At 37.5% G+C, this 24,719-nt stretch carries 25 protein-coding genes; 19 read left to right on the forward strand and 6 right to left on the reverse strand.

The window, feature by feature from the left end; translation table 11 throughout:
• Nucleotides 1–2 precede the first annotated feature (2 nt).
• From CTN01_RS20775 to CTN01_RS20785, 3 genes are all read left to right on the forward strand, one after another.
• A complete protein-coding gene (locus tag CTN01_RS20775; protein ID WP_244155943.1) occupies nucleotides 3–557 on the forward strand; it encodes a DUF2878 domain-containing protein in 555 nt (184 codons plus the stop codon).
• Nucleotides 558–1,118: a chalcone isomerase family protein gene (locus CTN01_RS20780; protein WP_045147215.1), complete on the forward strand. Its 561-nt coding sequence runs from the start codon at nucleotides 558–560 to the stop codon at nucleotides 1,116–1,118.
• A gap of 61 nt (nucleotides 1,119–1,179) precedes the next feature.
• Nucleotides 1,180–1,704 carry a DUF3833 domain-containing protein gene (locus CTN01_RS20785; protein WP_045147214.1) on the forward strand — a complete coding sequence of 175 codons (525 nt, stop codon included), beginning with the start codon at nucleotides 1,180–1,182 and terminating at the stop codon, nucleotides 1,702–1,704.
• Between the two features lie 315 nt (nucleotides 1,705–2,019).
• On the opposite strand, the gene CTN01_RS20790 is transcribed toward CTN01_RS20785, so the two are convergent.
• Nucleotides 2,020–3,678, reverse strand: a complete 1,659-nt coding sequence (locus tag CTN01_RS20790) for a DUF2813 domain-containing protein (protein WP_045129999.1) — start codon at nucleotides 3,676–3,678, stop codon at nucleotides 2,020–2,022.
• Nucleotides 3,679–3,821: 143 nt separating this feature from the next.
• Here CTN01_RS20790 and CTN01_RS20795 point away from each other — a divergent pair, with 143 nt between their 5' ends.
• Together CTN01_RS20795 and CTN01_RS20800 are read left to right on the forward strand one after the other, a co-directional pair.
• On the forward strand, nucleotides 3,822–4,217 hold the full coding sequence (locus tag CTN01_RS20795) for a VOC family protein (protein WP_005365143.1): 396 nt from the start codon (nucleotides 3,822–3,824) through the stop codon (nucleotides 4,215–4,217).
• A gap of 207 nt (nucleotides 4,218–4,424) precedes the next feature.
• A complete protein-coding gene (locus CTN01_RS20800; RefSeq protein WP_045147212.1) occupies nucleotides 4,425–6,185 on the forward strand; it encodes a bifunctional metallophosphatase/5'-nucleotidase in 1,761 nt (586 codons plus the stop codon).
• A 55-nt stretch (nucleotides 6,186–6,240) separates the two neighbouring features.
• Here the strand turns inward: CTN01_RS20800 and CTN01_RS20805 are convergent, their stop codons facing one another.
• On the reverse strand, nucleotides 6,241–7,188 hold the full coding sequence (locus CTN01_RS20805) for a hypothetical protein (protein ID WP_045147210.1): 948 nt from the start codon (nucleotides 7,186–7,188) through the stop codon (nucleotides 6,241–6,243).
• 267 nt (nucleotides 7,189–7,455) lie between these two features.
• Here CTN01_RS20805 and CTN01_RS20810 point away from each other — a divergent pair, with 267 nt between their 5' ends.
• From CTN01_RS20810 to CTN01_RS20855, 10 genes are all read left to right on the forward strand, one after another.
• Nucleotides 7,456–7,647, forward strand: a complete 192-nt coding sequence (locus tag CTN01_RS20810; protein ID WP_045082123.1) for a hypothetical protein — start codon at nucleotides 7,456–7,458, stop codon at nucleotides 7,645–7,647.
• Nucleotides 7,648–7,815: 168 nt separating this feature from the next.
• Nucleotides 7,816–8,106, forward strand: a complete 291-nt coding sequence (locus CTN01_RS20815) for an HlyU family transcriptional regulator (protein WP_045147208.1) — start codon at nucleotides 7,816–7,818, stop codon at nucleotides 8,104–8,106.
• A 438-nt stretch (nucleotides 8,107–8,544) separates the two neighbouring features.
• On the forward strand, nucleotides 8,545–10,098 hold the full coding sequence (locus CTN01_RS20820) for a Re/Si-specific NAD(P)(+) transhydrogenase subunit alpha (protein ID WP_045147205.1): 1,554 nt from the start codon (nucleotides 8,545–8,547) through the stop codon (nucleotides 10,096–10,098).
• Nucleotides 10,099–10,108: 10 nt separating this feature from the next.
• Nucleotides 10,109–11,485, forward strand: a complete 1,377-nt coding sequence (pntB, locus tag CTN01_RS20825) for a Re/Si-specific NAD(P)(+) transhydrogenase subunit beta (RefSeq protein WP_045147203.1) — start codon at nucleotides 10,109–10,111, stop codon at nucleotides 11,483–11,485.
• A gap of 352 nt (nucleotides 11,486–11,837) precedes the next feature.
• Nucleotides 11,838–13,277 carry a sensor histidine kinase VxrA gene (vxrA, locus tag CTN01_RS20830; protein ID WP_045147201.1) on the forward strand — a complete coding sequence of 480 codons (1,440 nt, stop codon included), beginning with the start codon at nucleotides 11,838–11,840 and terminating at the stop codon, nucleotides 13,275–13,277.
• On the forward strand, nucleotides 13,252–13,911 hold the full coding sequence (locus CTN01_RS20835; RefSeq protein ID WP_005365159.1) for a response regulator transcription factor: 660 nt from the start codon (nucleotides 13,252–13,254) through the stop codon (nucleotides 13,909–13,911). Before vxrA ends, CTN01_RS20835 begins: the two co-directional genes overlap by 26 nt.
• 14 nt (nucleotides 13,912–13,925) lie before the next feature.
• Nucleotides 13,926–14,798, forward strand: a complete 873-nt coding sequence (locus tag CTN01_RS20840; RefSeq protein ID WP_052666512.1) for a DUF2861 family protein — start codon at nucleotides 13,926–13,928, stop codon at nucleotides 14,796–14,798.
• Between the two features lie 80 nt (nucleotides 14,799–14,878).
• Nucleotides 14,879–16,078, forward strand: coding sequence for an NnrS family protein (locus tag CTN01_RS20845; protein ID WP_045184232.1), 1,200 nt, complete (start codon nucleotides 14,879–14,881; stop codon nucleotides 16,076–16,078).
• A 100-nt stretch (nucleotides 16,079–16,178) separates the two neighbouring features.
• Nucleotides 16,179–16,364 (forward strand): YoaH family protein, encoded by a 186-nt coding sequence (locus tag CTN01_RS20850; RefSeq protein ID WP_005365166.1) that lies wholly within the window; start codon nucleotides 16,179–16,181, stop codon nucleotides 16,362–16,364.
• A 123-nt stretch (nucleotides 16,365–16,487) separates the two neighbouring features.
• Nucleotides 16,488–17,012, forward strand: a complete 525-nt coding sequence (locus CTN01_RS20855) for an HD domain-containing protein (RefSeq protein WP_045082118.1) — start codon at nucleotides 16,488–16,490, stop codon at nucleotides 17,010–17,012.
• A 102-nt stretch (nucleotides 17,013–17,114) separates the two neighbouring features.
• Here the strand turns inward: CTN01_RS20855 and nadE are convergent, their stop codons facing one another.
• Nucleotides 17,115–17,951, reverse strand: a complete 837-nt coding sequence (gene nadE, locus CTN01_RS20860; protein WP_045147199.1) for an ammonia-dependent NAD(+) synthetase — start codon at nucleotides 17,949–17,951, stop codon at nucleotides 17,115–17,117.
• A 246-nt stretch (nucleotides 17,952–18,197) separates the two neighbouring features.
• On the opposite strand from nadE, the gene CTN01_RS20865 reads away from it, so the two are divergent.
• Entirely contained in the window at nucleotides 18,198–18,719 is a 522-nt protein-coding gene (locus CTN01_RS20865; RefSeq protein ID WP_045147197.1) for a nicotinate-nicotinamide nucleotide adenylyltransferase, read from the forward strand.
• A 19-nt stretch (nucleotides 18,720–18,738) separates the two neighbouring features.
• Nucleotides 18,739–19,290 carry a hypothetical protein gene (locus CTN01_RS20870; protein ID WP_045147194.1) on the forward strand — a complete coding sequence of 184 codons (552 nt, stop codon included), beginning with the start codon at nucleotides 18,739–18,741 and terminating at the stop codon, nucleotides 19,288–19,290.
• Between the two features lie 29 nt (nucleotides 19,291–19,319).
• On the opposite strand, the gene CTN01_RS20875 is transcribed toward CTN01_RS20870, so the two are convergent.
• A complete protein-coding gene (locus CTN01_RS20875) occupies nucleotides 19,320–20,000 on the reverse strand; it encodes a cupin domain-containing protein (protein ID WP_045082115.1) in 681 nt (226 codons plus the stop codon).
• 259 nt (nucleotides 20,001–20,259) lie between these two features.
• Here CTN01_RS20875 and CTN01_RS20880 point away from each other — a divergent pair, with 259 nt between their 5' ends.
• A complete protein-coding gene (locus CTN01_RS20880; protein WP_045147192.1) occupies nucleotides 20,260–21,381 on the forward strand; it encodes a 1-acyl-sn-glycerol-3-phosphate acyltransferase in 1,122 nt (373 codons plus the stop codon).
• A 52-nt stretch (nucleotides 21,382–21,433) separates the two neighbouring features.
• Here the strand turns inward: CTN01_RS20880 and CTN01_RS20885 are convergent, their stop codons facing one another.
• Together CTN01_RS20885 and CTN01_RS20890 are read right to left on the reverse strand one after the other, a co-directional pair.
• On the reverse strand, nucleotides 21,434–21,979 hold the full coding sequence (locus tag CTN01_RS20885; protein WP_045147190.1) for a hypothetical protein: 546 nt from the start codon (nucleotides 21,977–21,979) through the stop codon (nucleotides 21,434–21,436).
• Nucleotides 21,980–22,057: 78 nt separating this feature from the next.
• Nucleotides 22,058–22,993 (reverse strand): LysR family transcriptional regulator, encoded by a 936-nt coding sequence (locus tag CTN01_RS20890; protein WP_045147187.1) that lies wholly within the window; start codon nucleotides 22,991–22,993, stop codon nucleotides 22,058–22,060.
• Nucleotides 22,994–23,189: 196 nt separating this feature from the next.
• On the opposite strand from CTN01_RS20890, the gene chrA reads away from it, so the two are divergent.
• The gene (chrA, locus tag CTN01_RS20895) at nucleotides 23,190–24,341 is read left to right on the forward strand and encodes a chromate efflux transporter (RefSeq protein ID WP_045147185.1); all 1,152 of its coding nucleotides are present in this window, start codon (nucleotides 23,190–23,192) and stop codon (nucleotides 24,339–24,341) included.
• The last annotated feature ends 378 nt before the right edge of the window (nucleotides 24,342–24,719 follow it).

The raw sequence follows: 24,719 nt of genomic DNA on the forward strand, positions 1-24,719 counted from the left end.
TATTGGGAAACAAACTAAAAGTGTTATTGGCCGGTATGGTGTTTAACTTCTATTGGTTAGTCGCTGTATGGGGTCAATATCGTTTTACTTATATCTTGGTTTTCATACTAATAGCCACATGGTTTATGGAATCTAAGGCGTGGCGTTTCTCTGTATTAGCATCGATACCCGGAATAATCATTGATTCAATGCTTAGACATTGGCAGATGTTTGATTTCCCAATACCTAATCGAACGCCACTTTTCTTTAATGTCGAAATTATTGGGCTGATACCAACTTGGCTAATATTGCTTTGGTTGGGTTTCACAACCTTTGTTTGGGTTCTACGATCATCAATTAATGGCTTTGCCACACATTGGTTGCTGGTGGCTGGCAGTCTTGGCGGTGCTTTGAGTTATTGGTCTGGAATGAAATTAGGTGCGGTAATTTGGCAACTTGAAACGTTAGATACATTCTTTGTGTTAATAGTGATCTGGTTTGCTGTAACGGCGTATCTTTTATGGTTACTGCGTGTTTTAAATAAAGAGCCAAATAATCCGACAGCAAAGGAGCAATAAATGCGATCACTCGTTATCTTTTTTGGTTTATTGATGTGCTCCAATGTTGCTAAAGCAGAAACGGGCAATAGCAGTAAACAGATACAAAGTAACGCCTCTCCACAGTTACAGACACTCAGTGATATATACCCTTGGTATCAGTGGAAAAAAGTGGGTGAAGCAACACTTGAGTGGGGAATATGGGATATTTACAACTCAGAGCTAAAAACGCCAACAGGACGTTACAAAGGCACGGAAGATGATTTAGCTTTAATTATTAATTATTTACGTAATATCGATAAAGATGCCTTGTTGGATGCGACCGAAGAACAATGGCAAGATTTAGGTTTTAGCAGCCAACAGATAACACCATGGATAAAAACGTTATCAACAATATGGCCAGACGTTAAAAAGGAAGACAGATTAACTTTCGTTCTCCGTAATGGTGAAGGGCAGTTTTATCAGCAAGGTAAACCACTAGGGAAAGTTCTATCACCATCGTTATCACAAAGCTTTATTGCTATTTGGTTATCACCAAAGACATCGTACCCAGAATTACGTCAGCAGTTAATTGGAAAATAGCGATATTCAAACACTCTGTATGTTAATTATAGAAAGTTAGACAAAGGAATAGGGTCATAACATGAAAAAAATAACCTCAATATTATTAGCATTAATGTTGCTTTTGACAGGGTGTACAGCGTCTATTTCTGATTATAAATCTTCACAACCCAAGTTTGATTTATTTGGTTACTTTGCTGGTAAAACAACAGCATGGGGAATGTTGCAAGATTATAAAGGTAAACAAACGCGCCGATTTACAGTTGATATTGTTGGTACAGTAAAAAATAGTACCTTAACCCTTGTCGAAGACTTTGTTTTTGATGACGGTGAAACCCAACAGCGTATTTGGACGATAGAAAAACAAGCTGATGGACGATATACCGGAACTGCAGGCGATGTTATTGGTGAAGCGCAAGGGGTTGAGATAGGTAATGCGCTGCAATGGCAATATACCTTAGCGATCCCTGTAGATGATTCCGTTTATAATATTAAGTTTAATGACTGGATGTATCGGCAGGATGAAAAGCACATGTTCAATGTTGCAACTATGACCAAATTTGGCTTTGAAGTGGGTAAAGTGACGTTGTTTTTCCAAAAAAGATGAGTAATTTAAATTTGTAATACCACATTTTCTCTATCTATTTATATCGCAATAATAAGCCAGTTTGATTGACTGGCTTTTTTGTGCGAATAATCACGTGGTAACCTATATATTATTTTAAATCAATACTTTGGAATCTAGTTACTACTTTGGATGGATATTTGCTGAAATTCGATATCAAAATGTGATAAAGAAACAGAAAGAAGAAAACGGTAACCATTAAATACGAGAGATCGTTCTCTTCTAGCACATCTTTAATCAAAAGATTAAAAGCCTACATTAAAGCAGGCTTTGATTTAACTAACTTGATGTTGGCTATCACCCAAAACCACGCGACATTGCAACGATACGTTTTAATACCCAACGGATAAGTAAAGGTGTACGGTTGTTTTTCTCATCGCGAGTGTATTTAACGATTGCCAACGCCATATCGGGTTTCGCTGTTTTTCTTAATACCTTATGAATGATTTTACGCATCGGTATTTTAGTATCCGTGATGTTTGCCAAGTCACGAAACAAAGGTTCATAGCCATTCTTATATAAGAAATGCTCAATATCTCTTGCTGGTAATACAGTTAATCGTTCACGCTCGGGATCATCACCAAGCATATTACGCACTTTTTCAGCGTATTTTTTACCTGCGGGATCGCCATCTGCCACTAAATGCCATTCAATACCGAGTATCTTTGCTAACTTGATCAATGGCTTTAATCCACTTTGCGCAAACTCAATGATTTGAATCCCTTCTGCGGCAAGGTTATAACCATTTAGGTGCGCCATTTCATTAAATAGCCATACTTCCGTTTCTCCTTCAACCAGCAGCCATACTCTTGCAAAGAAAGCACTTGGGCGATGCATTCGTACGTGAAAGGTGACTTTGCGCGTATCATCTTTACTTAATTCCCCATTGTCTACGCCATAAACTTCTGTTTTATGTGGCTGACGGATCAATTTCTTAATCGCAGTTAATGGTGCAGACGTTAATAGCTCGGGGCTGTTAGTGGTTAAGATCTTTTGCATCGGCATGTTTTGAATAAACGCCCACGCCTGATGGAGCATGATTGGATGCAAACGACCTTCTGGATCTTCTAAGATCATGATAGGTCGTGAAATACGTTTTAACTCGACAGGACCTCTTGCTCGAATATATTCATTCAATAATCCCATTAACAATAAACGCGCCTGCTTTGTCATGTGAGGTTGAATGAGTTGATCAAACGGATTCGCATATAAACCATGCGTATTGCTCTGTTGTAATGAAGAGTAGTGCGGCGACAAGGCTTTACTTCGCTGGTGGGGCGCAAAGGCAAAGTAATGATCTACTAATGATCGTAACGTAGTAATACTACTTTTAATTTCAGCTGTACTAACATGACCGGGCTGAGTCATTAACCGCCGACAGGTATTATCTAAACGCTTTTGTACGCGAAGTTCTTGCGGCGTTTGCGCTGATGTCTGTTCATTACTGCCGTCATGACGTTCTTCGTGTAGACGTCTCGAATCACGAATACGGACAATAGGGTGAAGCACCATTAACTGACGAATGAACTTATCCGTATCAGGATGTGAAATGCCATGACCATTTGGATGTAAAAATTGTCTATTAGTAATGATCTTATCGTTTTCAATATGGCTGTGAATTTGATAGTAAAAATGTTTTATACCGTCTTTTTCTGAGAGAAAAGGCTGAAACCCACGATAGCGACGGGCATTATGTTCGCCTTTATAATCTTCATACCAATGTAAAACAATCTGAATTTCTGTCGCTCGTTCATTACCCAATGCATGATCGATATGGAAATCGGAAAAATTAAACTCGTAAAACTCAGCATCTGGAGACAATGCTAAACAAAGCGCATCGAGCAAAGAGGATTTACCCCACGCATTTTCACCAATAAGGACTGTTAACTCTTTAAAAGACAAGGATAAACGCTTAATACCACGGAAACCGGATATTTCAATTCTTTCTAAATGCATAAAACTCTATAAACCTCGTTTATTCCTGTATACGATATAGTAAATCACTCGTTGATTCGCGAGAACTGATCACATATTGATAGCATGATATGCTTTAAATAGTTAAGTGATTTCAAACAAATAATAATAGAAGGAAGAGTTAGATGGCTAAGATTATTCACTCAATGATCCGTGTGTTAGATCTTGACGCTTCATTAAAATTTTACAAAGAAGCATTAGATTTAGAGATTGCTGAGCGTTTAGATTTTGAAGGGTTTAGTCTGGTTTACTTACGTAACGATGAAAATGATATGGAGCTTGAACTGACTTGGAATGAGGGAACGGAAGAACCGTATACCCATGGTACAGGTTATGGTCATATTGCTGTCGCTGTTGACGATTTAGAAGCTGAACATGCAAAATTAACTGAATGTGGTTATGCGCCTTTAGAGATTAAAGAGTTTTTCCGTGAGGGGACTTTATTAGCGAAGTTTTTCTTTGTGCAAGATCCGGATGGTTACAAAATTGAGTTTTTACAACGCCATGCTCGCTACCAGTAACATTTAAGCATAGAAGATTTAATGGATAGTAAGATGATAAATAGCAATTAGTCTTACTATTCCTTAAATGATTACCATTAATCATGCTATATTGATATCTATCACAGTTATTTTGTCTTACAGTGAAATCATTTAGGCTAAATAGGTGACTTATACTAAACATATCTCTCATTCATATGAGTCCTTCAGGGAGAGACGTAATTTTTTATGACAAAGAATAATAAAAAAGCAAAGATTACATTTGCTCATATCAATGATACGCATTCAAATTTTGAACCATCATCTATATCACTAAATTTACCTGAACACGTTTTAGATACTGAATCCTCGGTATATGCCAGTTGTGGTGGTTTTTCTCGTATTTCATCGGCGGTGAGTGAATTAAAAGCTGAAGCGTATTTGAATCAACGAGAATTCATGTTTTTACACGCAGGTGATTGTTTCCAAGGTACATTGTATTTCTCACTATATAAAGGTATGGCTAATGCTGTATTACTGAATGCTATTGGTGTAGAGGCAATGGCGCTTGGTAATCATGAGCTTGATATGGGTAACGATTGTGTGGCTGATTTTCTTGATCATACGCATTTTCCGTTACTAGCTGGTAATTGGGATCTGTCGCAAGAAGATCAGACCAAGTCTAATCCGCTACGAGATAAAGCCAATGTTTACGCTTATGACAATAGCACTGAAACTGCGAAATATATTGTAAAAGATGTGCATGGTGAGCCTGTTGCGATTTTTGGTTTGGCTATTGAAAATATGGCTGGCATTGCGAACCCAGATCCTGATACTCACTTTATGAATGTTGAGACGGTTGCGCGTAACACTGTTCAACATCTACATGAGCAGGGTATTAATAAGATTGTTGTGTTAAGCCATCTAGGCTATGACCATGATATTGAGCTTGCTGAAGCTGTTAATGGAATAGGCGTTATTATTGGTGGTCATACTCACACCATGCAAGGTGATTTCACCAACATTGGTTACGGTAAAACCGATAAATACGCACACACTGTTAATAATACCTGTGTTGTTCAAGCGGGCTGTAATGCACTTGCTGTGGGACATATAACACTGGAGTTTGCAGAAGACGGAACTATTGAACAAGCGTTTGGTGCTAATCAACTATTACTTGGGCGTCAATTTACAGTAGATGCAAGCCGTACCGAGCATTTAGAAATTGATGATCATGAAATCGTTCGTCATTTTTTAAGCGAGCAAGATAACATTCGTTTTGTAGTGAAAGATCCTATCATTGAAAATATTCTCAATGAGCACTATCGTCCTGCGGTACGCGCACTGCAAACAGAAGAAATTGCTGTCATTAACGAGCCGCTTCGTCATATTCGTATTCCCGATCAGCGTGGCCCAAGCCAAATAGCTCCTTGGGTTGTTGAAAGTTTTGTCTGGAAAGCTCGTGAGCTAGGCTATAACGTTGATTTTGGTATTCATAATGCTGGTGGCGTTAGGTGCTCGTTAAATCCAGGTATTATTACACCTGCAGATATCGCGGGGAAATTATTACCGTTTGCTATTGGTATTATGATTTATAGCGTTAAAGGTAAACGTATTCGTCAAGCGCTTGAAGGAGCGATTGATAATGCGATTAATAATGGTGTAGAAGGAACTGGCGATGGAAGTTTTCCCTATGTGGCAGATCTTCGATATACCTATCGTTGTTGTGCAGTTAAAGGTACACGAATTGAGCTATTAGAGCATTTACAAGACGGTAAGTGGATACCTGTTGAAGATGAGAAAGTTTATAGTTCAGTTTCATCGGGCTATACCGCAACAGGTAAAGAGGGCTATGCGCCATTGTTAGATTACATTAAAGAGCCAATGCCGCTTAACGTTACAATGGCTGATGCTTTTGAAGCTTATGCAAAAAAGAAAAAATACTTTGATGCACCAGTAGATAATAAAACGGTTTATATTCCCTGTACTGGCAATAAAGATGTTGCCTAAATACTAGGTATACTCACCGATAGAAAGAAAGCTTAAGCCGACTAACAATTTACTGTTAGTCGGCTTTCTTTTTATCGACAAATGAATTTTGGTGATCAAATTTAGTCTTGGCGATGAGTTTGATAATAACGGGTAAAGCATAAGTCGGAATTTGAATCGCTGCCATCAGTGCTAAATATTCAAATCCCAAATAACTGCTTGCTATGGTGTAGGTAAGTAATACATTACGATTAGCTGCAGTAATGGCATACAGCGTTTTGGATTGCTGATTACTCTTATAATAGGCTAAGTAAGTGATACCGAAAAATAATCCGCAAATTAAACAACCCAGTAGTAAATAGCTCATACCTTCGTGTAATGAACGTTCAAACATTTCCCTCAAAGGAGCGACAAGCCCAAGCGGAAAAGCAAAAATAAGCAGAACGGTTAACTTAGATATTCTGTTATGAATTTTCTGCAATACTTTTGGGTTTATCATTTTGTAGCAAAACGCAGAAATAGCCATTGGTCCAATAATGAATATCGTCAGTCTTTGTATATATTGGACAAAATCTAAGGTTACAGTGTCACTTTGGAGTAGCATAAGATTAAAAAATAATACGATTGGCATCATTAATGTTGATGCAATAGTCAATGCCATCGCATGTAATACATCATAACCTAAGGTTTTCGCTATTGCAGGTGTAGCAAATAATGTCCCTGTTGCAGTTACCGCCGTGATAGCAATAAATAGTGGAGTTGAAATGTTAAAGATATATAGCAATACAGCGGCGAATAAAGTGAGCCCAAGGCTATGGAAAAGCGCATAAGACCAAACAGTTTTAGATAACAACTTGCGGATAAGTAACTCTTGTTTAATTCCTAATAAAGTAAAAAGCATCAGGAAAAACAAGATATATGGTAAAGCAGGGAAGACAATACGACTAATACTAGGAAAGCTAAAACCGATGACACCTGCAAACATCAATAAAATAGCAGAATATTTATTAAGAAAATAAAGCATAAGTTAAAATCCTTTTGTTAACTTATTGTTATCATTGTTTTTGTTCAAATACAAAAAAAGATTCTATTTGAAACAAAAAACTATTCATTTAGTAATGTAATCGTTCTTAATAGTCTTTTGTGCTTTAGGGCAATAATCGCTAGTAATTAAGTGTTAACACATAAGAAAAACTAATGTCACTAAAGAAATATTGTCATTTATAGGTTAAGTAAACAGACGATAAACTACTCGCGTTTATTGAATCTAATACCTTTTTCAGGGGCAATCATGGCACAAACATTTGATGTGGACGCAGCTACAACGTTGCATCTTCAGGATAAAAAAAGTTACGAAGTAACGATCAAAGGATTGATTGCACACCTATTTGATATTGTATTTAACCGATCAAAAAAGTCAGTCACTTACAGTATTGAAGATATCCCAGTCCATTTACAGAAAGATATTGGTATTTATCGATAACATTTTGTATTGAGATTTTTAAAGTCGGCATGATTGCCGGCTTTTTTTTGTTTAAAATTCCGCTATTACCGCCTAAAAATAGTGAGTATTATTAGCTTTAGTTAACGTAAAATATTCATTGCTAAAAATAAAAATCTTATTAAATGATTTAGTCGTAGGAGTATAAAAATGGGCTTCTTATCAAAGCTATTTGGTTCTAAAAAATCAGAGGTTACCACTCAGGAAGTTGAGCCAACTCTTTATAATGGTTACTTAATTTATCCTGAACCGAAGCAAGAAGGAGGGCAATTTAGAATCGCTGGGAGAATTTGCAAAGAGATTAACGGAGAATTAAATACGCACCACTTTATTCGTTCAGACTTACTCAGTTCTCGTCATGATGCTGAAACATTTATGATTAAAAAGTCAGAAATGTTTATTAAACAAATGGGCGATAAAATGTTCAAACAAAAATTGTAGTAATATTCAACAAATTTCATTGCAATAGGGGTGGTATAAAAGTATCTTTATAAATATTAAAAATGGTTTTCACATCATACCATTTATCCTATTTGTGAATATCCATTTAAAAAATTATCAGTTAAGTATATTTATGGTTGGTTGTTTTTAAAACAATAAGTTGATTAGGTTTAATGTTTCTTATTGAGTATATAGCTGACAATTATCGTTTTAGAGTCAAAAGCTGATGGGAAATGTGATTCAGTCATTATTTTTATACGAACTATTATGAGTAAAAGAAATATAAATCTAGTTTTATTTCAGTAATGTAATAGCAATCAATAGGGTTTTTGACTTGTAGGTGTGGGGGTTTTTGTATTTTTACTACAAAAGGCTTGATATTGCTTTTTGAGTTGGATACAAAATGATTATGTTATAGCCAATGTACAGGGAATAATAATGCAGATTGGTGTACCGAGAGAGGTACTCGCTCATGAGACGCGAGTAGCTGCAACACCTAAAACGGTTGAGCAGATATTGAAAATGGGGTTCAGCGTTGTTGTTGAACAAGGAGCTGGACGTTTAGCAAGCTTTGATGATGCTGCTTATGAAGCGGCTGGTGCAACGGTTGTCTCAACTGATGAAGTATGGCAATCGGATCTTATTATTAAAGTGAATGCGCCGCAGGTAAATCCTGAAACAGGTGTAGATGAATTTGAGCTCATCAAAGAGGGTGCAAGCTTAGTTAGTTTTATTTGGCCTGCACAAAACCCTGAATTATTAGAAAAACTATCGTCTAAAAATATTAATATTATGGCGATGGATTCTGTACCTCGTATTTCACGTGCACAGGCACTTGATGCCTTAAGCTCAATGGCAAATATTGCGGGTTACCGTGCAGTTGTTGAAGCCGCTCATGAGTTTGGTCGTTTCTTTACTGGTCAAATTACCGCTGCAGGTAAAGTGCCGCCAGCTAAAGTCTTAGTCGCTGGCGCTGGTGTTGCAGGTCTTGCAGCTATTGGTGCTGCTGGTAGCCTTGGTGCGATTGTTCGTTCTTTTGATGTGCGTCCTGAAGTTAAAGAACAAGTTGAATCAATGGGCGCTGAATTCCTTGAAGTTGATTACAAAGAAGATACTTCAACGGGAGATGGCTACGCTAAAGAAATGTCTGATGAATTCAATAAAGCGGCTGAGCGTTTATACGCAGAGCAAGCGAAAGATGTTGATATTATCATCACGACCGCACTTATCCCTGGGCGTCCGGCTCCTAAATTGATCACCAAAGAAATGGTTGATTCAATGAAATCTGGCAGTGTTATTGTCGATCTTGCTGCTGCGAATGGCGGTAACTGTGCATACACTGAAGCTGATAAAGTTGTTACTACACCAAATGGCGTCAAAGTTATCGGCTATACAGATATGGTTGGCCGCTTACCAACACAGTCTTCTCAGCTCTACGGAACAAACCTTGTTAACTTACTTAAACTTCTTTGCAAAGAGAAAGACGGTAATATTGACATCAATTTTGATGATGAAGTATTACGCGGCCTAACGATTGTGAAAGCGGGTGAATTAACATGGCCTGCGCCGCCAATTAAAGTTTCTGCCGCAGCTCAACAACCTAAAGCGGCAGTAAAAGTTGAACCTAAAGTTGAAGAGCCAACATCACCTGTTAAGAAATTTGGCTTAATGGGTGCGGGTATTGCGCTTTTTGCTTGGGTGGCTAATTATGCTCCAGCAGAGTTTTTAGCGCACTTCACTGTATTCGTGCTTGCATGTGTGGTTGGATACTACGTAGTTTGGAATGTATCTCACTCTTTACATACTCCTTTAATGTCAGTTACTAACGCTATCTCGGGCATCATTATTGTTGGTGCTTTGCTCCAAATTGGGCAGGGAAACGGGGTTGTATCCTTCCTCGCGTTTATTGCTGTTCTCATCGCTAGTATTAATATTTTTGGTGGCTTTACGGTAACCAAAAGAATGCTAGAAATGTTCCGTAAAGATAAATAAGGAGTAACAAATGTCTGCAGGAATCGTACAAGCAGCTTATATTGTTGCTGCCGTACTGTTTATCATGTCTTTAGCGGGACTGTCTAAGCAAGAAACAGCACGAAACGGTAATTACTTTGGTATTGCTGGTATGGCAATCGCTCTGATTGCTACTATCTTTGGTCCTCACACTGAAGGCACTGTTTGGATTATCCTTGCGATGATCATTGGTGGTGCTATTGGTATTTTCTACGCTAAAAAAGTAGAAATGACCGAGATGCCTGAGCTTGTTGCTATGTTACACAGCTTCGTAGGTATGGCTGCGGTATTAGTAGGTTTTAATACTTACTTAGACCACGGTGACCTTACCGGTGTAATGTTAAACATTCACTTGGTTGAAATTTTCCTTGGCGTATTTATCGGTGCAGTAACCTTTACAGGTTCTTTAGTTGCATTTGCTAAGTTACGCGGTTTAGTTTCATCATCAGCACTAATGCTTCCTCACCGTCACAAATTAAACCTGTTAGCACTTGTTGTTTCAGCACTATTGCTAGTTTGGTTTGTACAGTCAGAAGGTTCATTAACTGCACTAATCTTAGTAACGATTATTGCGTTTGTATTTGGCTACCACCTTGTTGCTTCAATTGGTGGCGCTGATATGCCTGTGGTTGTATCAATGCTTAACTCATATTCTGGTTGGGCAGCAGCGGCGGCAGGTTTCATGTTAGCAAACGACCTTCTAATCGTAACTGGTGCATTAGTAGGCTCTTCTGGTGCTATCCTTTCTTACATTATGTGTAAGGCGATGAACCGTTCATTTATTAGTGTTATAGCTGGCGGTTTTGGTTCAGATGGTACAGCAGCAAGCTCTGATGAAGAATACGGCGAACACCGTGAAGCTTCAGCAGAAGAAGTGGCTGAAATGCTAAAAGATGCACGCTCAGTTATCATTACTCCAGGATACGGAATGGCGGTTGCTCAAGCGCAATATCCTGTTCACGAGATCACTGAGAAGCTACGTGCAAAAGGCATTGATGTTCGTTTTGGTATTCACCCTGTTGCTGGTCGTCTACCTGGACACATGAACGTGCTATTAGCTGAGGCGAAAGTACCTTATGACATCGTGTTAGAAATGGATGAGATCAATGATGATTTCCCACAAACTGATGTTGTACTTGTTATTGGTGCAAACGACACTGTTAACCCTGCCGCGATGGAAGATCCTAACAGTCCAATCGCTGGTATGCCTGTACTTGAAGTCTGGAATGCCAAAGAAGTGGTTGTGTTTAAGCGTTCAATGAATACTGGTTATGCCGGGGTTCAAAACCCATTATTCTTTAAAGATAATAGCCATATGTTGTTCGGTGATGCAAAAGACTCATGTTTGAAAATACTTGAACATCTTTAATCGTTGATCGATAAGAAAAAATGCCACTCACATGAGTGGCATTTTTATTTGTGATCAACAGACATCTGTAACATAACCAAAGAAATGTATTGTTCATAGAGAATCAATCGTTCACGAAGGCAACTATGCGTTATGTAAAAAATTTATATTCTATTTATAAGCAAGAGTTGAAATAGCAGCGAAGTGTTAAGCACAATCTAAACCTACCAAATTTCAAAGATAGATAATCATCATGTTTATTTGGTATAGGTTACTCGCTTAATGGCATAAATTAACGATATATATAATGTCTGCAGTTTTTTACATGACATTACATTGACAATTTAGTGAGAAACAATGTTAAAGTATATGAATGAAAACGTATGTACTTTTATTCTCACTATTATTTACTACTGCTAGCCATGCTGAAGGTGTTTCATTACCTGAAAGGTTGGCGGCCGTTCGAACAGATTTATTGGAAAGTGAACCTGTATCTACATACGATTTTCGTAAACTACAAAGCACTTATCCATCACCTTTACTGTTGCCTTCTAGCTTATTGCCACAAACGAAAGAATATCCACTTTCAGCGCTCAGGCAGCTATATCAAAACTCGCTAACATGTAAGGGGCCGTGGCCTTATTCTCCATCAGTAACACAGCCTGTAGTTTTTACTCGAGCCATTTGTAACAAGACAACGTTACCAAAAGGGTGGTTTGTTCGTTCAGGATATATTCATCCTGGCGGTGGTAGTTATGCATATCGTTATTTAGCTGAACACCCAGGAAAGGTGTCAGAACTAAGCAAGTTTTTGCATATTAAAGAGCACCCATTAGCGTCAGCGACAACTTTGCTTGGTCGTTTACAGCGAATGAATAGCGATGAAATTAAAGTTTTAATTTCTGGCGCTCGTTTCTTTATTGCGAACGGTGAGCTATGGGTACGAAATGGTAATGTCTATAACCTTTATAACCAGTCAACATGGTTAAAGGTTTTAGCCCGTCATGATTTGCATTTAAAACGCTTAAATCGTCATGATTTTTGTTTAGCTCAGAATGGAAATATATGTTGGCGTGAAGAGAATAAGTCGCACTTAACGTACTATTTACTAATATGTTTGTTAGTAAGTAATGCCTTATTACTGGTAAGTTGGGGAGTTTATCGTTTTCGTATTCGTCGCCGAGATATGCAAGAGCGAATGTTAGTTCTACAAATTTTGACGCATGAATTAAGAACGCCTATAGCAAGTTTAGCTATGACTGTTGAAGGGTTTAGACGTCACTTTGATGAATTACCTGAAGGTCTGTATGATGAGTTCAGACGTTTGACTGATGATTCAAGGCGATTAAGACAGTTAGCAGAAGCAAGTAAAGATTACTTACAAGCTAACCAACAACAATTAAGTACGCAAGAAGTTGAATCCGTCAATGAATGGTTAAGCTATCTTGCTGAAGAGTATGATGTAACTTTACATCTTGCTGAAGATAGAAGTGTTCACGTAAATATTTATTGGCTTGGTACATGTTTAGATAACTTATTTTCTAATGCTCATAAATATGGTGTAGCACCGATTACATTAACGACATCATACTATGATGGAAAACTTAAAATTGTGGTTCAAGACCAAGGCCCATTAAGCGCCAAAGATTGGTCTAAACTGCGTAAACCTTTTGTTAGTGAACAAGGTTTAGGTTTAGGTTTGACGATTGTAGAATCAATGATTAATAGAATGGGGGGGAAATTGAAATTAATAGGCCCACCAACCACATTTATATTGGAGATACCGTGTGAATCAAACTCTGCTACTGGTTGAAGATGACCGCAACCTTGCTGATGGTTTACTCGATTGCTTAAAGCAAGCTGGTTATAACTGTTTATATGCAGATTGCGCTAGTAAGGTAGACGCTTTATGGAAAGAGGCCGATCTTGTTGTCCTAGATCGTCAATTGCCTGAAGGTGACTCACTAAATTATTTAGGTTCATGGCTTAAAAAGAAGCATGTTCCTGTTATTTTATTAACTGCAATGGTATCGATTAACGATAAAGTCGTTGGTTTAGATTCTGGTGCAAAAGATTATTTAACAAAACCTTTTGCTGAAGAAGAATTACTTGCACGTGTACGTGTACATCTTCGTGGTGACGATGAAGATACTGCTGCTGCTAATATCATTAAAGTTGGCGATATCATCATCAATCAAGAAAGTCGTGAAGTAATTTTTGATAATGAAAATATTACGTTAACGCGTACTGAATTTGAACTTCTAGTATTCTTATCAAAAAATGCAGGTCGTGTATTTACACGTGACGAATTACTCGATCAAGTTTGGGGGTATAACCACTACCCAACAACACGTACGGTAGATACTCATATTCTGCAATTACGCCAAAAACTACCAGGTATTGATATCGAAACATTACGTGGTGTCGGCTACCGTATGAAGCCATAAGTGCTGGTTATTGAATGAGAAGAATAACCTTTTTCTTGTGTCAGTTAGGTATTATTAACGCCTTGTTCTTAATACCTAACGCCAACGCAGCTTGGTTTGTCGATCAAAGCTCTTATGCGGCTGCCCATAGACATTTACTTGAAGGTCATACTGATAAATCATTTGAGTCAATTATAGAGGCTTGGCAACAATCTCCGACAACAGATCAGAAAGCAAATCTTAATGGTTTACTTGATCTTGCGATTACGGAGGACTGTGGACATAGTCTCGATAAAACAGTATTGCCTTCTTGGTTATCAAAGTTATCGATTGAGCGTTCTGTTGTTCAAAATATTAATCAGCAGCTACTTAAGTTATCTATTGTTGGGTTAACACGAGTTAACATTACTAAGATTAGCTTTTCTAAGTGGCCTAATGATAATTTAATTAATTCCCAACCAGTGATAGATGATGGCGGCTATTTTACAGTTGATGCAAAAAAGCTCGATCATAAAGTAGAAGCTGGGTTATATAAGTTGACGATTATCGCTGATGGTGAACCCGCTTGGAATAAATGGATTGTGCTTAATGAGCCGCCGGCAAAACAGAACTTAGGCTGGAAAGATAGTAATTCATGGCGTATAGATCATGTCGCTAAATTGAACTCTGCCTGTCCTGCACCTAGTTTGTCGATAAAGCTGTATGACTTAAATGATACAGATTGGCGACCATTATGGAGCGAACAAACTGACACTTATTTGCCGACTAAGTTACCCAAACTTAATATTCCTGAAGGGCGATATTGGCTTGATGTTGGCTTAATAAACAGTCGATGGCAAGGTGAGATATCTATTTTAGACATTCAAAGTATCACTCGATCCATTGACTATTCTGATGATACGCATTAAGTTAAAAACCACTTTACCAGGGTGGTTTTTTTATACCTTTAAACATGTATAATTATTGCATGTTTAAAGTGGTGAAAATTATGCAAATCATCGATAAAGCAAAAGAAGATAAAATACCAGCAATTTTACGATTAGGCTTTCGACCTTTTTTTCTTGGAGCAAGTGCTTTTTCAGTTATCGCAATGGTAATGTGGGCATTATTCTGTTCAGGTGAGTCTCAATTATCTAGTTTTATGTATTCAAATCCTATTTGGTGGCACAGCCATGAAATGCTATTTGGATTTTCAGGCGCAGTCATTATTGGTTTTTTATTGACGGCTGTACAAAACTGGACGGGGCAAACAAGCATTAAAGGCACTAAATTGCTGTTGGTTTTCAGCCTCTGGTTGATTGCTCGTATTGGCTTAATGCTGGGCTCAGTTAGCAGTATTTGGCTGTTTATTGATACATTATGGATTCTTGTAGCTATCTACTATCTTGCAATACCGATCATAAAAGTTAAACAGTGGCGAAATCTTTTTTTTGTGCCTGTTTTACTACTGTTTGCTTTTACTAATATCCAATTTCATTTTATTGCGTTAGGAAAGAGTCATCAATCTATCGCTGATATAGCTTTATCTGTTGTGTTAGTAGTAACAGTGATTACCCTAGTGGTTGGTGGTCGTGTTATCCCATTTTTTACATCACGCGGAACAAATACTGAAGTTATTGAACGAGTTAAAACTATTGAATATCTTGCGCTTATACCTGCTTGGTTGTTGCTGTTAGCGACGCTTTTTATAAATAACGCAACAATAAATGGGTTTATTGCTCCATTATCGATCATTGCGGCCACAACTAACTTTGTTCGTCTTTATCGCTGGCGCACAATCTCAACACTACGTATTCCACTGTTGTGGTCTTTGCATCTAGCTTATTTGTCGTTAATTATTGGCCTATTTTTGCTAGGTTGCAGCTTTTATATATCTGCGATCAGTGAGTCTATTGCTATTCATATTATTACTATTGGCGGACTAGGCGGAATGATACTAGCAATGATCTCGCGTGTATCTTTAGGACACACAGGGCGTAAATTAGAAGTTGGGCGTTTTATGCAGGTTGCGTTTATTGCGTTGTTTTTGTCATTACTAGCACGAGTATTATTGACTACAGTTGTACCTACTATGTTACTTAATGGCTATGTAATTTCTGCAAGCTTGTGGGCTGTTGCTTTTGGGATTTTTACCATAGTCTATTTTCCAGTACTCACAAAACCCCGTGTTGACGGTCATCCTGGGTGAGTAACCTAAGTATAAGGCTGTATTGATAAGCTTGATAATCAGTGACATTATCGGCTATTCACTCTAAAATAACGCTTCGTTCATCAACAAGAAGATAGTTATGTACAATCACACTCCAACGCTCAATCATGAACAACAACAAGAAGCTGCTGAGCGTATCCATGAGCTGATGGCACAAGGTATTAGCAGTGGTGAAGCGATAATGATTGTTGCTCACCAGATCCGAGAAGCGGATATTAAGCGTCGTGAAGCTGCTGGTGAAACCTTCAGTGATGAAGAAGAGTAATAAAAAGAAGAGCTTAACGGCTCTTTTTTTATAATTGGATACTTTTTTTTCAAATAAAAGCTTGTTCAATTGTATGTTTTTATTATACAAATAATAAAAACATAATTTTATTAGGGTAATTATATGAATGACCGATATTTACAGGCTCAAGCTTTTGCTAAAAGTCGACATGGCGAGCAAAAATACGGAGATTATCCTTACCACGTACATTTAGATACAGTTGCTGAATTTGCAAGACCATATGGTATTGATGCAATGATTGTAGCTCAACTACATGATGTGATTGAAGATACTGATACCAGCTTTGACGAGTTGGCAGACTTATTTGGTTTTACCATTGCTGACGCAGTGAATTATGTCACTGATGTGAAGTTAGAAGATCGAGCGAAGAGAAAATTAGAGATAAACCAACGATTATTATCGCTTGATCCAGCTGAAGATGCAGCACGCTTAGCATTAATTGTTAAAACCTGCGATCGCTTGGCTAACGTTCAATCAAGCAGTAATAATTCACGCCGTCATTTCTTAATGTATCAAGCTGAACATGACGCTTTTAAGCACGCTGTTTATCGTGCAGGTCTATGTGATCCTTTATGGCAGCAATTAGATGCACTTATTCATTCAAAAGATTGTCTTAACTGTGCTTAATGCATGAAATTTAGCTATTAGTTAATAAGAAAGGCCAGTGTAATTGATAAATACACTGGCCATTTTTATAAGTTCATTATGACGACATGGAGCTGTCAGCAATTATTCCTCATCATAAATCGTTGGAATAGGTTGGCGCTTATGTTGGGTTGCCATATAAATTGACACTAAGCGATCACGGACAAAATCGGTAACGGGTTTGCCTTCTAAGAAGTCATCGATCTGATCGTAAGAAACTTGTAAAGCATCCTCGTCAGCTTTTTGTGGCGCTAATTCTTCTAGGTCTGCTGTAGGTACTTTATAAACCAATTGTTCTGGCGCACCAAGTTTTGCTGCAAGAGCGCGAACTTGACGTTTGTTTAAACCAAATAGTGGTGCCAAATCACAAGCACCATCACCAAACTTGGTATAAAAACCAGTAATGTTTTCAGCTGAATGATCGGTACCAATAACTAAACCGCCGACAAGCCCTGCAATTTCGTATTGAGCAATCATACGTGTGCGAGCTTTAACATTTCCTTTCACGAAATCGACTTTTGCTTTATCGCTAGGGATAAGTCCTGTATTTTCTAATGCTAAAAGGGTGCTTGCATGAGTGCCATCAACACCATTTTTAATATTAACGCTTACAGAGTGGCTAGGCTGGATGAAGTGCAATGCGAGTTGTGCTTCGTCTTCATCTTGCTGTTCACCATAGGGTAGACGAACGGCAATGAACTGGTAATCGTTGCTGTTAGAAACTTGGTTTAAACCATTAACAGCAAGTTGTGCCAGACGACCACATGTTGTTGAATCCACGCCACCACTAATGCCTAGTACAAGTGATTTGCAGCCTGATTGCTTAAGTTTTTTTTGAATAAATTCAACTCGGCGTTGGATTTCAAAATCAACGTCAATGACAGGTAGTACGCGCATTTCAGTGCGGATAAGCTGTTCCATGGTATATGAATCCTTAAGAGAGTTAGCCCAAATATTAATCATTTGAAGCGATATAATGGATAAATGAGAGATAAACCATTACACCTTTAGCAAAATCATGCGATAACTCGTTATTATGATCAATGCTAAAGATAGATATTACTAAAATTAAGGGGCATTTTCCTATTAAATGCTTAAATAATAGTTACATCATTAGAAATCTCTAGTGTGAATATAAGCAAATTGATAGAACGAAAGGTTTGATGGATGAAACAAACACTTGCTGTGTTCGGCAGCGCTTTTAATCCGCCTAGTTTAGGGCATCGTTCGGTTTTAGAACGATTAACGCATTACGATGAAGTGCTTTTACTTCCAAGTTACACTCATGCTTGGGGTAAAAATATGTTGGATTATTCATTACGTTGCGAATTGGTTTCTGCTTTTATTAATGACATTTCACAAGATAATCTGGTGTTGTCCACGTTAGAGCAAGATATAGCGGTAGGTGATGAAGCTATAACAACATATGCGGTACTTGTTGAATTACAAAAGCGTTATCCAAACCATCAAATTACATTTGTTGTTGGCCCTGATAATTTCTTGAACTTTGGAAAGTTTTTCAAGTCAGAAGAAATACTTAGTCAATGGCAAGTGCTTGCATGTCCTGAAACGTTACCGATTAGAAGTACTCTAATTCGGGAGGCATTAGCTAAAAATAAAAATATCAGTGACTTAACAACTGCAAGTGTTAGCCAGTTATTAATGACCGATGAGCGTTATCATTTTTAACTTTAAGGGAAATGGCGGAATGCTTAAACAAATATCTTTAGGTGTTTTTTGTTGTTTATCATTTATGTTGTCTTCGTCAACTTACGCGTTTCATTGCGAAAACTATTATTCTTTAGATACCGTTTCTCAACCTTTTAGTATTGATTATCCATATAATAACAAAGGTTGCTCAGTGCCTATTTATAGTATTGAGCGCAATAACAATATAAACCAAGCGCTAATGCCTTCACTACACGGTAACGATATACCATGGAAAGTTGATTCTAATAGCTACGGGGATAAATTCTGGCTGCATTGGGATGATAAATTTGCTGATTCACCTGTTTTAATGGATCACAATTCATCGACGTTTTATGGTTTAGGTTTTTGGATGCCAACTAACTATGACGAACAAGAACTCACTAGTGCGGCAGGAGCTGAAGATTGGATATTAAATCATGGACTGCAAATGAGTTTAGGCTTTGGTGATATTACCGGTAACAAACCACGCGTGAGGTTTGATTATCGTTGGCATAATAATAGCCATGTTGAAGATGGTGTATCAATGCAAGTTCATATCCCACTGAATTAAAAAACGCCCGTGTTTAGGGCGTATTTCGTTTAGCGTAAGCTTTCACCTAAAATTGGCAAAGAAAGCGCTCCTACCATTTGTTCTGTAGTATTCAACTGCGCCGCAATTTGTGGAAGCTTTCGTCCAGAACGACTAAGTTTAAGCACTTCTCGCATTAGAATGCAGGCTTCACACTCTTTTACTGTCATATTCATTACTGATTCAAGGCTTGATATGGCTGTTTTTTCAGTGATTTTATTACCAGTTAACATTAACGCTAATGAATTATGATGCTGTTTATTAATCGCTGGACAAAGTGATTGAGTCGACACAGAGAGTTTTTCAACTTGATCTGCAATGACTTTTAATAAACGGCCTTCAGCTCCATCCCATTGATGCTCTTGAACGGGAGAGTTTGCCAATTCGTCAAGCACAGCTCTTACGAGCGATGACACAACAAAAAAGCCAGCATCAGTGCATAGTGGCTGTGTCATACGAACAGAAAAGGCTACTTTGTAAAATGTTGCCCCAGGTAACACTGTGATGGCATGTAAACAATCAAATGGGATCCAGAAACCATGACCCTTTGTGATCATGTGCTCTTGTTTACCTAATCGGATTAACACACAACCATTCGTTACAACAATAAAGTAAGAAGATTGGCTCTTTTTACGTGAACCAACAAAAAGAAAAGGGTGTTCGTTATTTGAAAACTCAATAGCTTGTTTCATACTGACTCTCTTACACATAAGCATGCACATCTTCGTGTTTTTTTCTTTTAGCGTCAACAAAGAGGGATGTCTATTATCTAAATACTGAAGATATCATTTCTTATATGATCAGATTGGTGCAAAAAATAGCATCTGCGATGAAAAACTAGACAATCATGTGAGGTATGACCTCCAACCATCACGGTTATTGACAGAGGTTGTTTGGTTAATCATTATTTATTAGTAAAATAACCCAGTTTTTTCAACATGAAGCATTACTGTGCATATAGATAACGATATTTATAAAGAAATTCGCCCGTATAATGACGATGAAGTCAGTGGTGCGATTCAACGACTCATTGATGATAAAGATTTTATCAACGCTATTTTAAAGTACCGTTTCCCACATGCGTCTGGCATGTTTGGTTGGTTACTTATACCCCTAATTAAACGTTTCCTTGTAAAGAAATGGTCAGGCATCAAATCGGTAAAAGATATTCAAAATCAAGTTGCCAAATATATGCAAGGAACTATTGAACACTCATGTGACGGTGTAACGTGCACAGGCCTAGATAAATTAGACCCAAATAAGGCTTACTTATTCGTTTCTAACCATCGTGATATCGCGATGGATCCCGCTATGGTTAACTGGTGTTTATACAAAGAGAACTTCAACACAGTCCGTATTGCTATTGGTGATAACTTACTGAAGAAGCCTTGTGCAACAGAGTTAATGCGTTTGAACAAAAGTTTTATTGTAAAACGTTCCGCAAAAGGGCCACGTGAATTGATGAAGTCACTTGGACTGCTTTCTAGTTATATCTCTCACTCTTTAGAAACAGGAAATAATATTTGGATTGCTCAAAAAGAAGGGCGTGCCAAAGACGGTAACGATAAGACAGATCCTGCTATTTTAAAAATGTTTTTTATGGAAGGGCGCAAGCAGAAAGTTCCTTTTTCTGAGTTTATGAATAACTTGAATATTGTCCCTGTCGCGATTTCTTACGAAAACGATCCTTGTGATGTCGCTAAAGCTGAAGAACTTCATCAAAAAGCATCAACCGGCAGCTATGAAAAGGGTGAGTTTGAAGACATTGAAAGCATAGTACAAGGTATTATAGGGCAAAAGCGTCGTATCCATATAAGCTTTGGTGATGTTATCAACAATGTACCAGAAACACCTGAAGAATTAGCTGTAGAAATTGATCGTCAAATTACTGAAAATTACCATTTATTCCCAGCGAATTACATTGCGGCGAATATTGATTCAGAAATAGTAACAGACGAAGAAAGAAACAAGTTTGCTAAAAAACTTGAAAATCATAGCGACAGTGTTAATGATATCTTAAAGCAGATGTATGCGTTGCCTGCTCTTAAAAAACAGCAACAACACTCTATGTAATACTTATAGAACGATGTCGAATTTTACGATTAGTAAGGAACGGCATCGTTTTTTAATACACAGCGAAGTAAGGATCATAAGTAACAATAATTGCTTTAGGTATGATTATTTCAGCACCATTTTTCCAATTATCATCGATATGCCGAAATAGATTAGACTCCTCCCCAGATACCAATAACAGTTGAATTCTTTCTTTTTCAATATCGAATTGAAGTGCAATATAAGTCGCTATATTAAATAGCCGTTCGTAACCTAAATCCGTCGTTATATGTTGAGTAATAACAACATAGGTTTGATGATAATTTCTAAGAACAGAACCAAATTCATTCAAAACTCTCTTAATATCAACGGTTAACTCTTTGCTGTTATGACTAAAATAGACAACATCGTACTGATCTTGTATTTCAACCAGTAATGCTTGTTTTGGAATATATGCTTTAATTTGCGTTGTGCTCTGTTCTATAGGATCGGAGTGGCTAAAACTATGTATCGCGTAAGCTGGGAATGTGATTAAAGGAATAGTTACTAAAATTGTAATTATTGTTATTGAATAGATGAATAATCTAGAAGGAATGAAATAAGAATAAAAAGGCAACATAACATGCTCATTGTACTTGTCTGATTATCAGTTTAGTACAATGAACATTGTTATAGCGTAAATTTACTGTTATTAAGCTTATTTGTGATTATCTATTATTGGATTGATATTTTTATAGGGCGGTAAAGCCATACGCTCAGCCATAAAATCAATAAAACAACGGACTTTAGGGGCAAGGTACTTGCGCCTTGGGTAAACAGCATAAATAGGTAATTCTACTGTCGTTTTCCAATCATTAAGTAGTGTTATTAACTTATTCGTTTTAATCTCATCGGTTAAGAGATAGGTTGAGAGATAAGCGATACCTAAACCACTGAGTGCAGCATCAAGCACTGCCGGTGCATTATCAATACGATAATTACCATTAACTCGAATTGATTGTTTTAAACCATCTCGACCAAATTCCCAATTTACATATTTACGTTCACGACTTTGGTAAGTAATACAATTGTGTTGACGTAAATCGCCAGGGACAATGGGCTCGCCATGTTGTGCTATGTAATCAGGGGAGGCTACAACGACAAATTCACATTTAGCGAGTTTTCTGGCTACCATTCCTTCAGGCGGATGTTCATGAATAGCAATCCAGCAATCAAAGCCTTCTTCTAAAAGGTTTGGACGGTGATCAAATAAACTAATCTCAAGCTCTAGTTCAGGATTTTGTTTTTGAAACTCAGCTAATGCGGAAGTGATATGAATATTACCGAATGATTGGGCGATACCAATTCGTAATACGCCTGTGATTTCATTTCGATACCCCGCCACCATGGCTTCTGCTTCATTAACAGTATCAATTAATTGTTGACCATAATCTGCGTATTGCACGCCAATTTCAGTTAATACAACGGTACGTGTACTGCGTTGAACAAGCTGACAACCTAACCTTTCTTCCAAACATTTTATTTGCTTACTTACTTGAGACTTTGATATTCCCAAGCGATCAGCCGCTTTTGTAAAGTTTTGTTCATGACCAATAGCAGCCAGTATTACCATCTGTTGCAAATTATCTAGCATTTGGAATTCCAAGTTACGCTGTCACGATAATCTGGCGTGACAAAATATCGAATAACACTATCTATGTATTATGATTTTTTGACTAATAAACATCAATCTATATGTATGAATATAAATAATAACTTACATCATTTTAAACGATTTAAATAATTCGTATAGAACCGTTATGATAGCGATATTGCTAATGGAGGAATGCATGTTCAACGTTTTTACCACCTTTTTATTATTGGGCTTATATAGCTTTGGCGGCCCAGCAGCACATATTGGTTTCTTTCAACGTTCGTTTGTACAAGAAAAAAAATGGATTTCTGATGATGATTTCACTCATGCCGTAGCGTTATGTCAATTTTTACCGGGGCCAGCCAGTAGCCAACTTGGTATGTATATTGGCTATAAGAAAGCGGGTTACTTAGGTGCTGTTGCTGCATTTGTTGGCTTTACTTTACCTTCTTTTGCATTGTTAACAGGGCTTGCCATTGTTAGTAGCAGTGTCACGTCTAACTCTGTTGTTGATAGCTTAATCATCGCAGCAAAACTACTTGCCGTTATTGTCGTTGCTGATGCTTTATGGGGAATGGCTAAAAAGAACTTAACGACAGCCCTAACGATTACCGTGGCAGTGATTACTTCTATTTGGGTCTATTTTAGTACAGGTCTACTTGGCCAAGTATTGCCTATATGTGTGGCGGCAGCTGTGGGTTACGCGTTGTCATTTAAAACTGAGATTGCACCAACAAATAAACTAACGACTAGCATAAAACCACACCTTGGTATTTTAGTTACGTTTGGCGTGTTATTAGTGGGGTTACCATTATTAGCGCCTTACAATAGCGGTGTTAATTTATTTAATATCTTCTACCAAGCAGGGAGTTTTGTTTTTGGCGGTGGGCATGTTGTATTACCACTCCTACAACCAATGATGGAAGGATTAGTCGGGGAGTCTACCTTTATTAATGCTTACGCATCTGCACAGCTTGTACCTGGTCCAATGTTTACTATGGCTAGTTATTTAGGTGCTTCGATAGACGGTATACCCCCCTTATTAGGGAGCTTGATTGCAACCATTGCTGTGTTTTTACCTGGTAGTTTATTACTATTTGCATTTATTCCAGCATGGAAAGCGTTGTTTGAGCATGAACGCCTAAAGCAATCAATTACTTTAGTAAATGCTTGTGTTGTTGGATTATTAGCTAGCGCATTCGTCAGCCCTATTATTACTAGTGGGGTGAAAACAGGATTAGATGCTGTCGCTGTGGTGATTGGATTTATTGCATTTAAATACTTCAAATGCCCAGTGTGGCTGTTGGCTATCTTGTTATTTATAAGCCAATATTTCATCATGATTTAATTTAATCGCAGCTTTACTATCAAGGATCTGCTTTATACAGATCCTTTTTTTATGGAATAATCTAAACAGATTATAAGTTTAGATGTGATATAAACATTAATATCTAATGCACTATAAGAATGAACCATTGGAAAAGTGTAAAGGATAAGCTTGAGGGGGAACTGTTTTAAATACTTGTTTTAAATGGGTTACTATTCTCTGTTTAAAAATTAATCTTTACGTTTATGAATTTTATGCCTATCTTTAATTATTAGGGATTGGTTCATTAAAAGTGTAAGGGTTATGAAGATAGGAATTATCAACTCAAAGGGAAAACAGTTCGTACAAATCGTTGATTCTTTATATTCACCAATCACTGATGATATTAGTGTTAATTAT

It is taken from the genome of Photobacterium angustum (genome assembly GCF_003026365.1).
In the GTDB taxonomy this organism is placed as follows: domain Bacteria; phylum Pseudomonadota; class Gammaproteobacteria; order Enterobacterales; family Vibrionaceae; genus Photobacterium; species Photobacterium angustum.

What these genes read in the sequence shown, in the direction of transcription:
- CTN01_RS20780 (WP_045147215.1), top strand. Translation starts at nt 558, where the DNA reads ATGCGATCACTCGTTATCTTTTTTGGTTTATTGATGTGCTCCAATGTT.
- CTN01_RS20785 (WP_045147214.1), top strand. Translation starts at nt 1,180, where the DNA reads ATGAAAAAAATAACCTCAATATTATTAGCATTAATGTTGCTTTTGACA.
- CTN01_RS20790 (WP_045129999.1), bottom strand. Translation starts at nt 3,678, where the DNA reads ATGCATTTAGAAAGAATTGAAATATCCGGTTTCCGTGGTATTAAGCGT.
- CTN01_RS20795 (WP_005365143.1), top strand. Translation starts at nt 3,822, where the DNA reads ATGGCTAAGATTATTCACTCAATGATCCGTGTGTTAGATCTTGACGCT.
- CTN01_RS20800 (WP_045147212.1), top strand. Translation starts at nt 4,425, where the DNA reads ATGACAAAGAATAATAAAAAAGCAAAGATTACATTTGCTCATATCAAT.
- CTN01_RS20805 (WP_045147210.1), bottom strand. Translation starts at nt 7,188, where the DNA reads ATGCTTTATTTTCTTAATAAATATTCTGCTATTTTATTGATGTTTGCA.
- CTN01_RS20810 (WP_045082123.1), top strand. Translation starts at nt 7,456, where the DNA reads ATGGCACAAACATTTGATGTGGACGCAGCTACAACGTTGCATCTTCAG.
- CTN01_RS20815 (WP_045147208.1), top strand. Translation starts at nt 7,816, where the DNA reads ATGGGCTTCTTATCAAAGCTATTTGGTTCTAAAAAATCAGAGGTTACC.
- CTN01_RS20820 (WP_045147205.1), top strand. Translation starts at nt 8,545, where the DNA reads ATGCAGATTGGTGTACCGAGAGAGGTACTCGCTCATGAGACGCGAGTA.
- pntB (WP_045147203.1), top strand. Translation starts at nt 10,109, where the DNA reads ATGTCTGCAGGAATCGTACAAGCAGCTTATATTGTTGCTGCCGTACTG.
- vxrA (WP_045147201.1), top strand. Translation starts at nt 11,838, where the DNA reads ATGAAAACGTATGTACTTTTATTCTCACTATTATTTACTACTGCTAGC.
- CTN01_RS20840 (WP_052666512.1), top strand. Translation starts at nt 13,926, where the DNA reads ATGAGAAGAATAACCTTTTTCTTGTGTCAGTTAGGTATTATTAACGCC.
- CTN01_RS20845 (WP_045184232.1), top strand. Translation starts at nt 14,879, where the DNA reads ATGCAAATCATCGATAAAGCAAAAGAAGATAAAATACCAGCAATTTTA.
- CTN01_RS20850 (WP_005365166.1), top strand. Translation starts at nt 16,179, where the DNA reads ATGTACAATCACACTCCAACGCTCAATCATGAACAACAACAAGAAGCT.
- CTN01_RS20855 (WP_045082118.1), top strand. Translation starts at nt 16,488, where the DNA reads ATGAATGACCGATATTTACAGGCTCAAGCTTTTGCTAAAAGTCGACAT.
- nadE (WP_045147199.1), bottom strand. Translation starts at nt 17,951, where the DNA reads ATGGAACAGCTTATCCGCACTGAAATGCGCGTACTACCTGTCATTGAC.
- CTN01_RS20865 (WP_045147197.1), top strand. Translation starts at nt 18,198, where the DNA reads ATGAAACAAACACTTGCTGTGTTCGGCAGCGCTTTTAATCCGCCTAGT.
- CTN01_RS20870 (WP_045147194.1), top strand. Translation starts at nt 18,739, where the DNA reads ATGCTTAAACAAATATCTTTAGGTGTTTTTTGTTGTTTATCATTTATG.
- CTN01_RS20875 (WP_045082115.1), bottom strand. Translation starts at nt 20,000, where the DNA reads ATGAAACAAGCTATTGAGTTTTCAAATAACGAACACCCTTTTCTTTTT.
- CTN01_RS20885 (WP_045147190.1), bottom strand. Translation starts at nt 21,979, where the DNA reads ATGTTGCCTTTTTATTCTTATTTCATTCCTTCTAGATTATTCATCTAT.
- CTN01_RS20890 (WP_045147187.1), bottom strand. Translation starts at nt 22,993, where the DNA reads ATGCTAGATAATTTGCAACAGATGGTAATACTGGCTGCTATTGGTCAT.
- chrA (WP_045147185.1), top strand. Translation starts at nt 23,190, where the DNA reads ATGTTCAACGTTTTTACCACCTTTTTATTATTGGGCTTATATAGCTTT.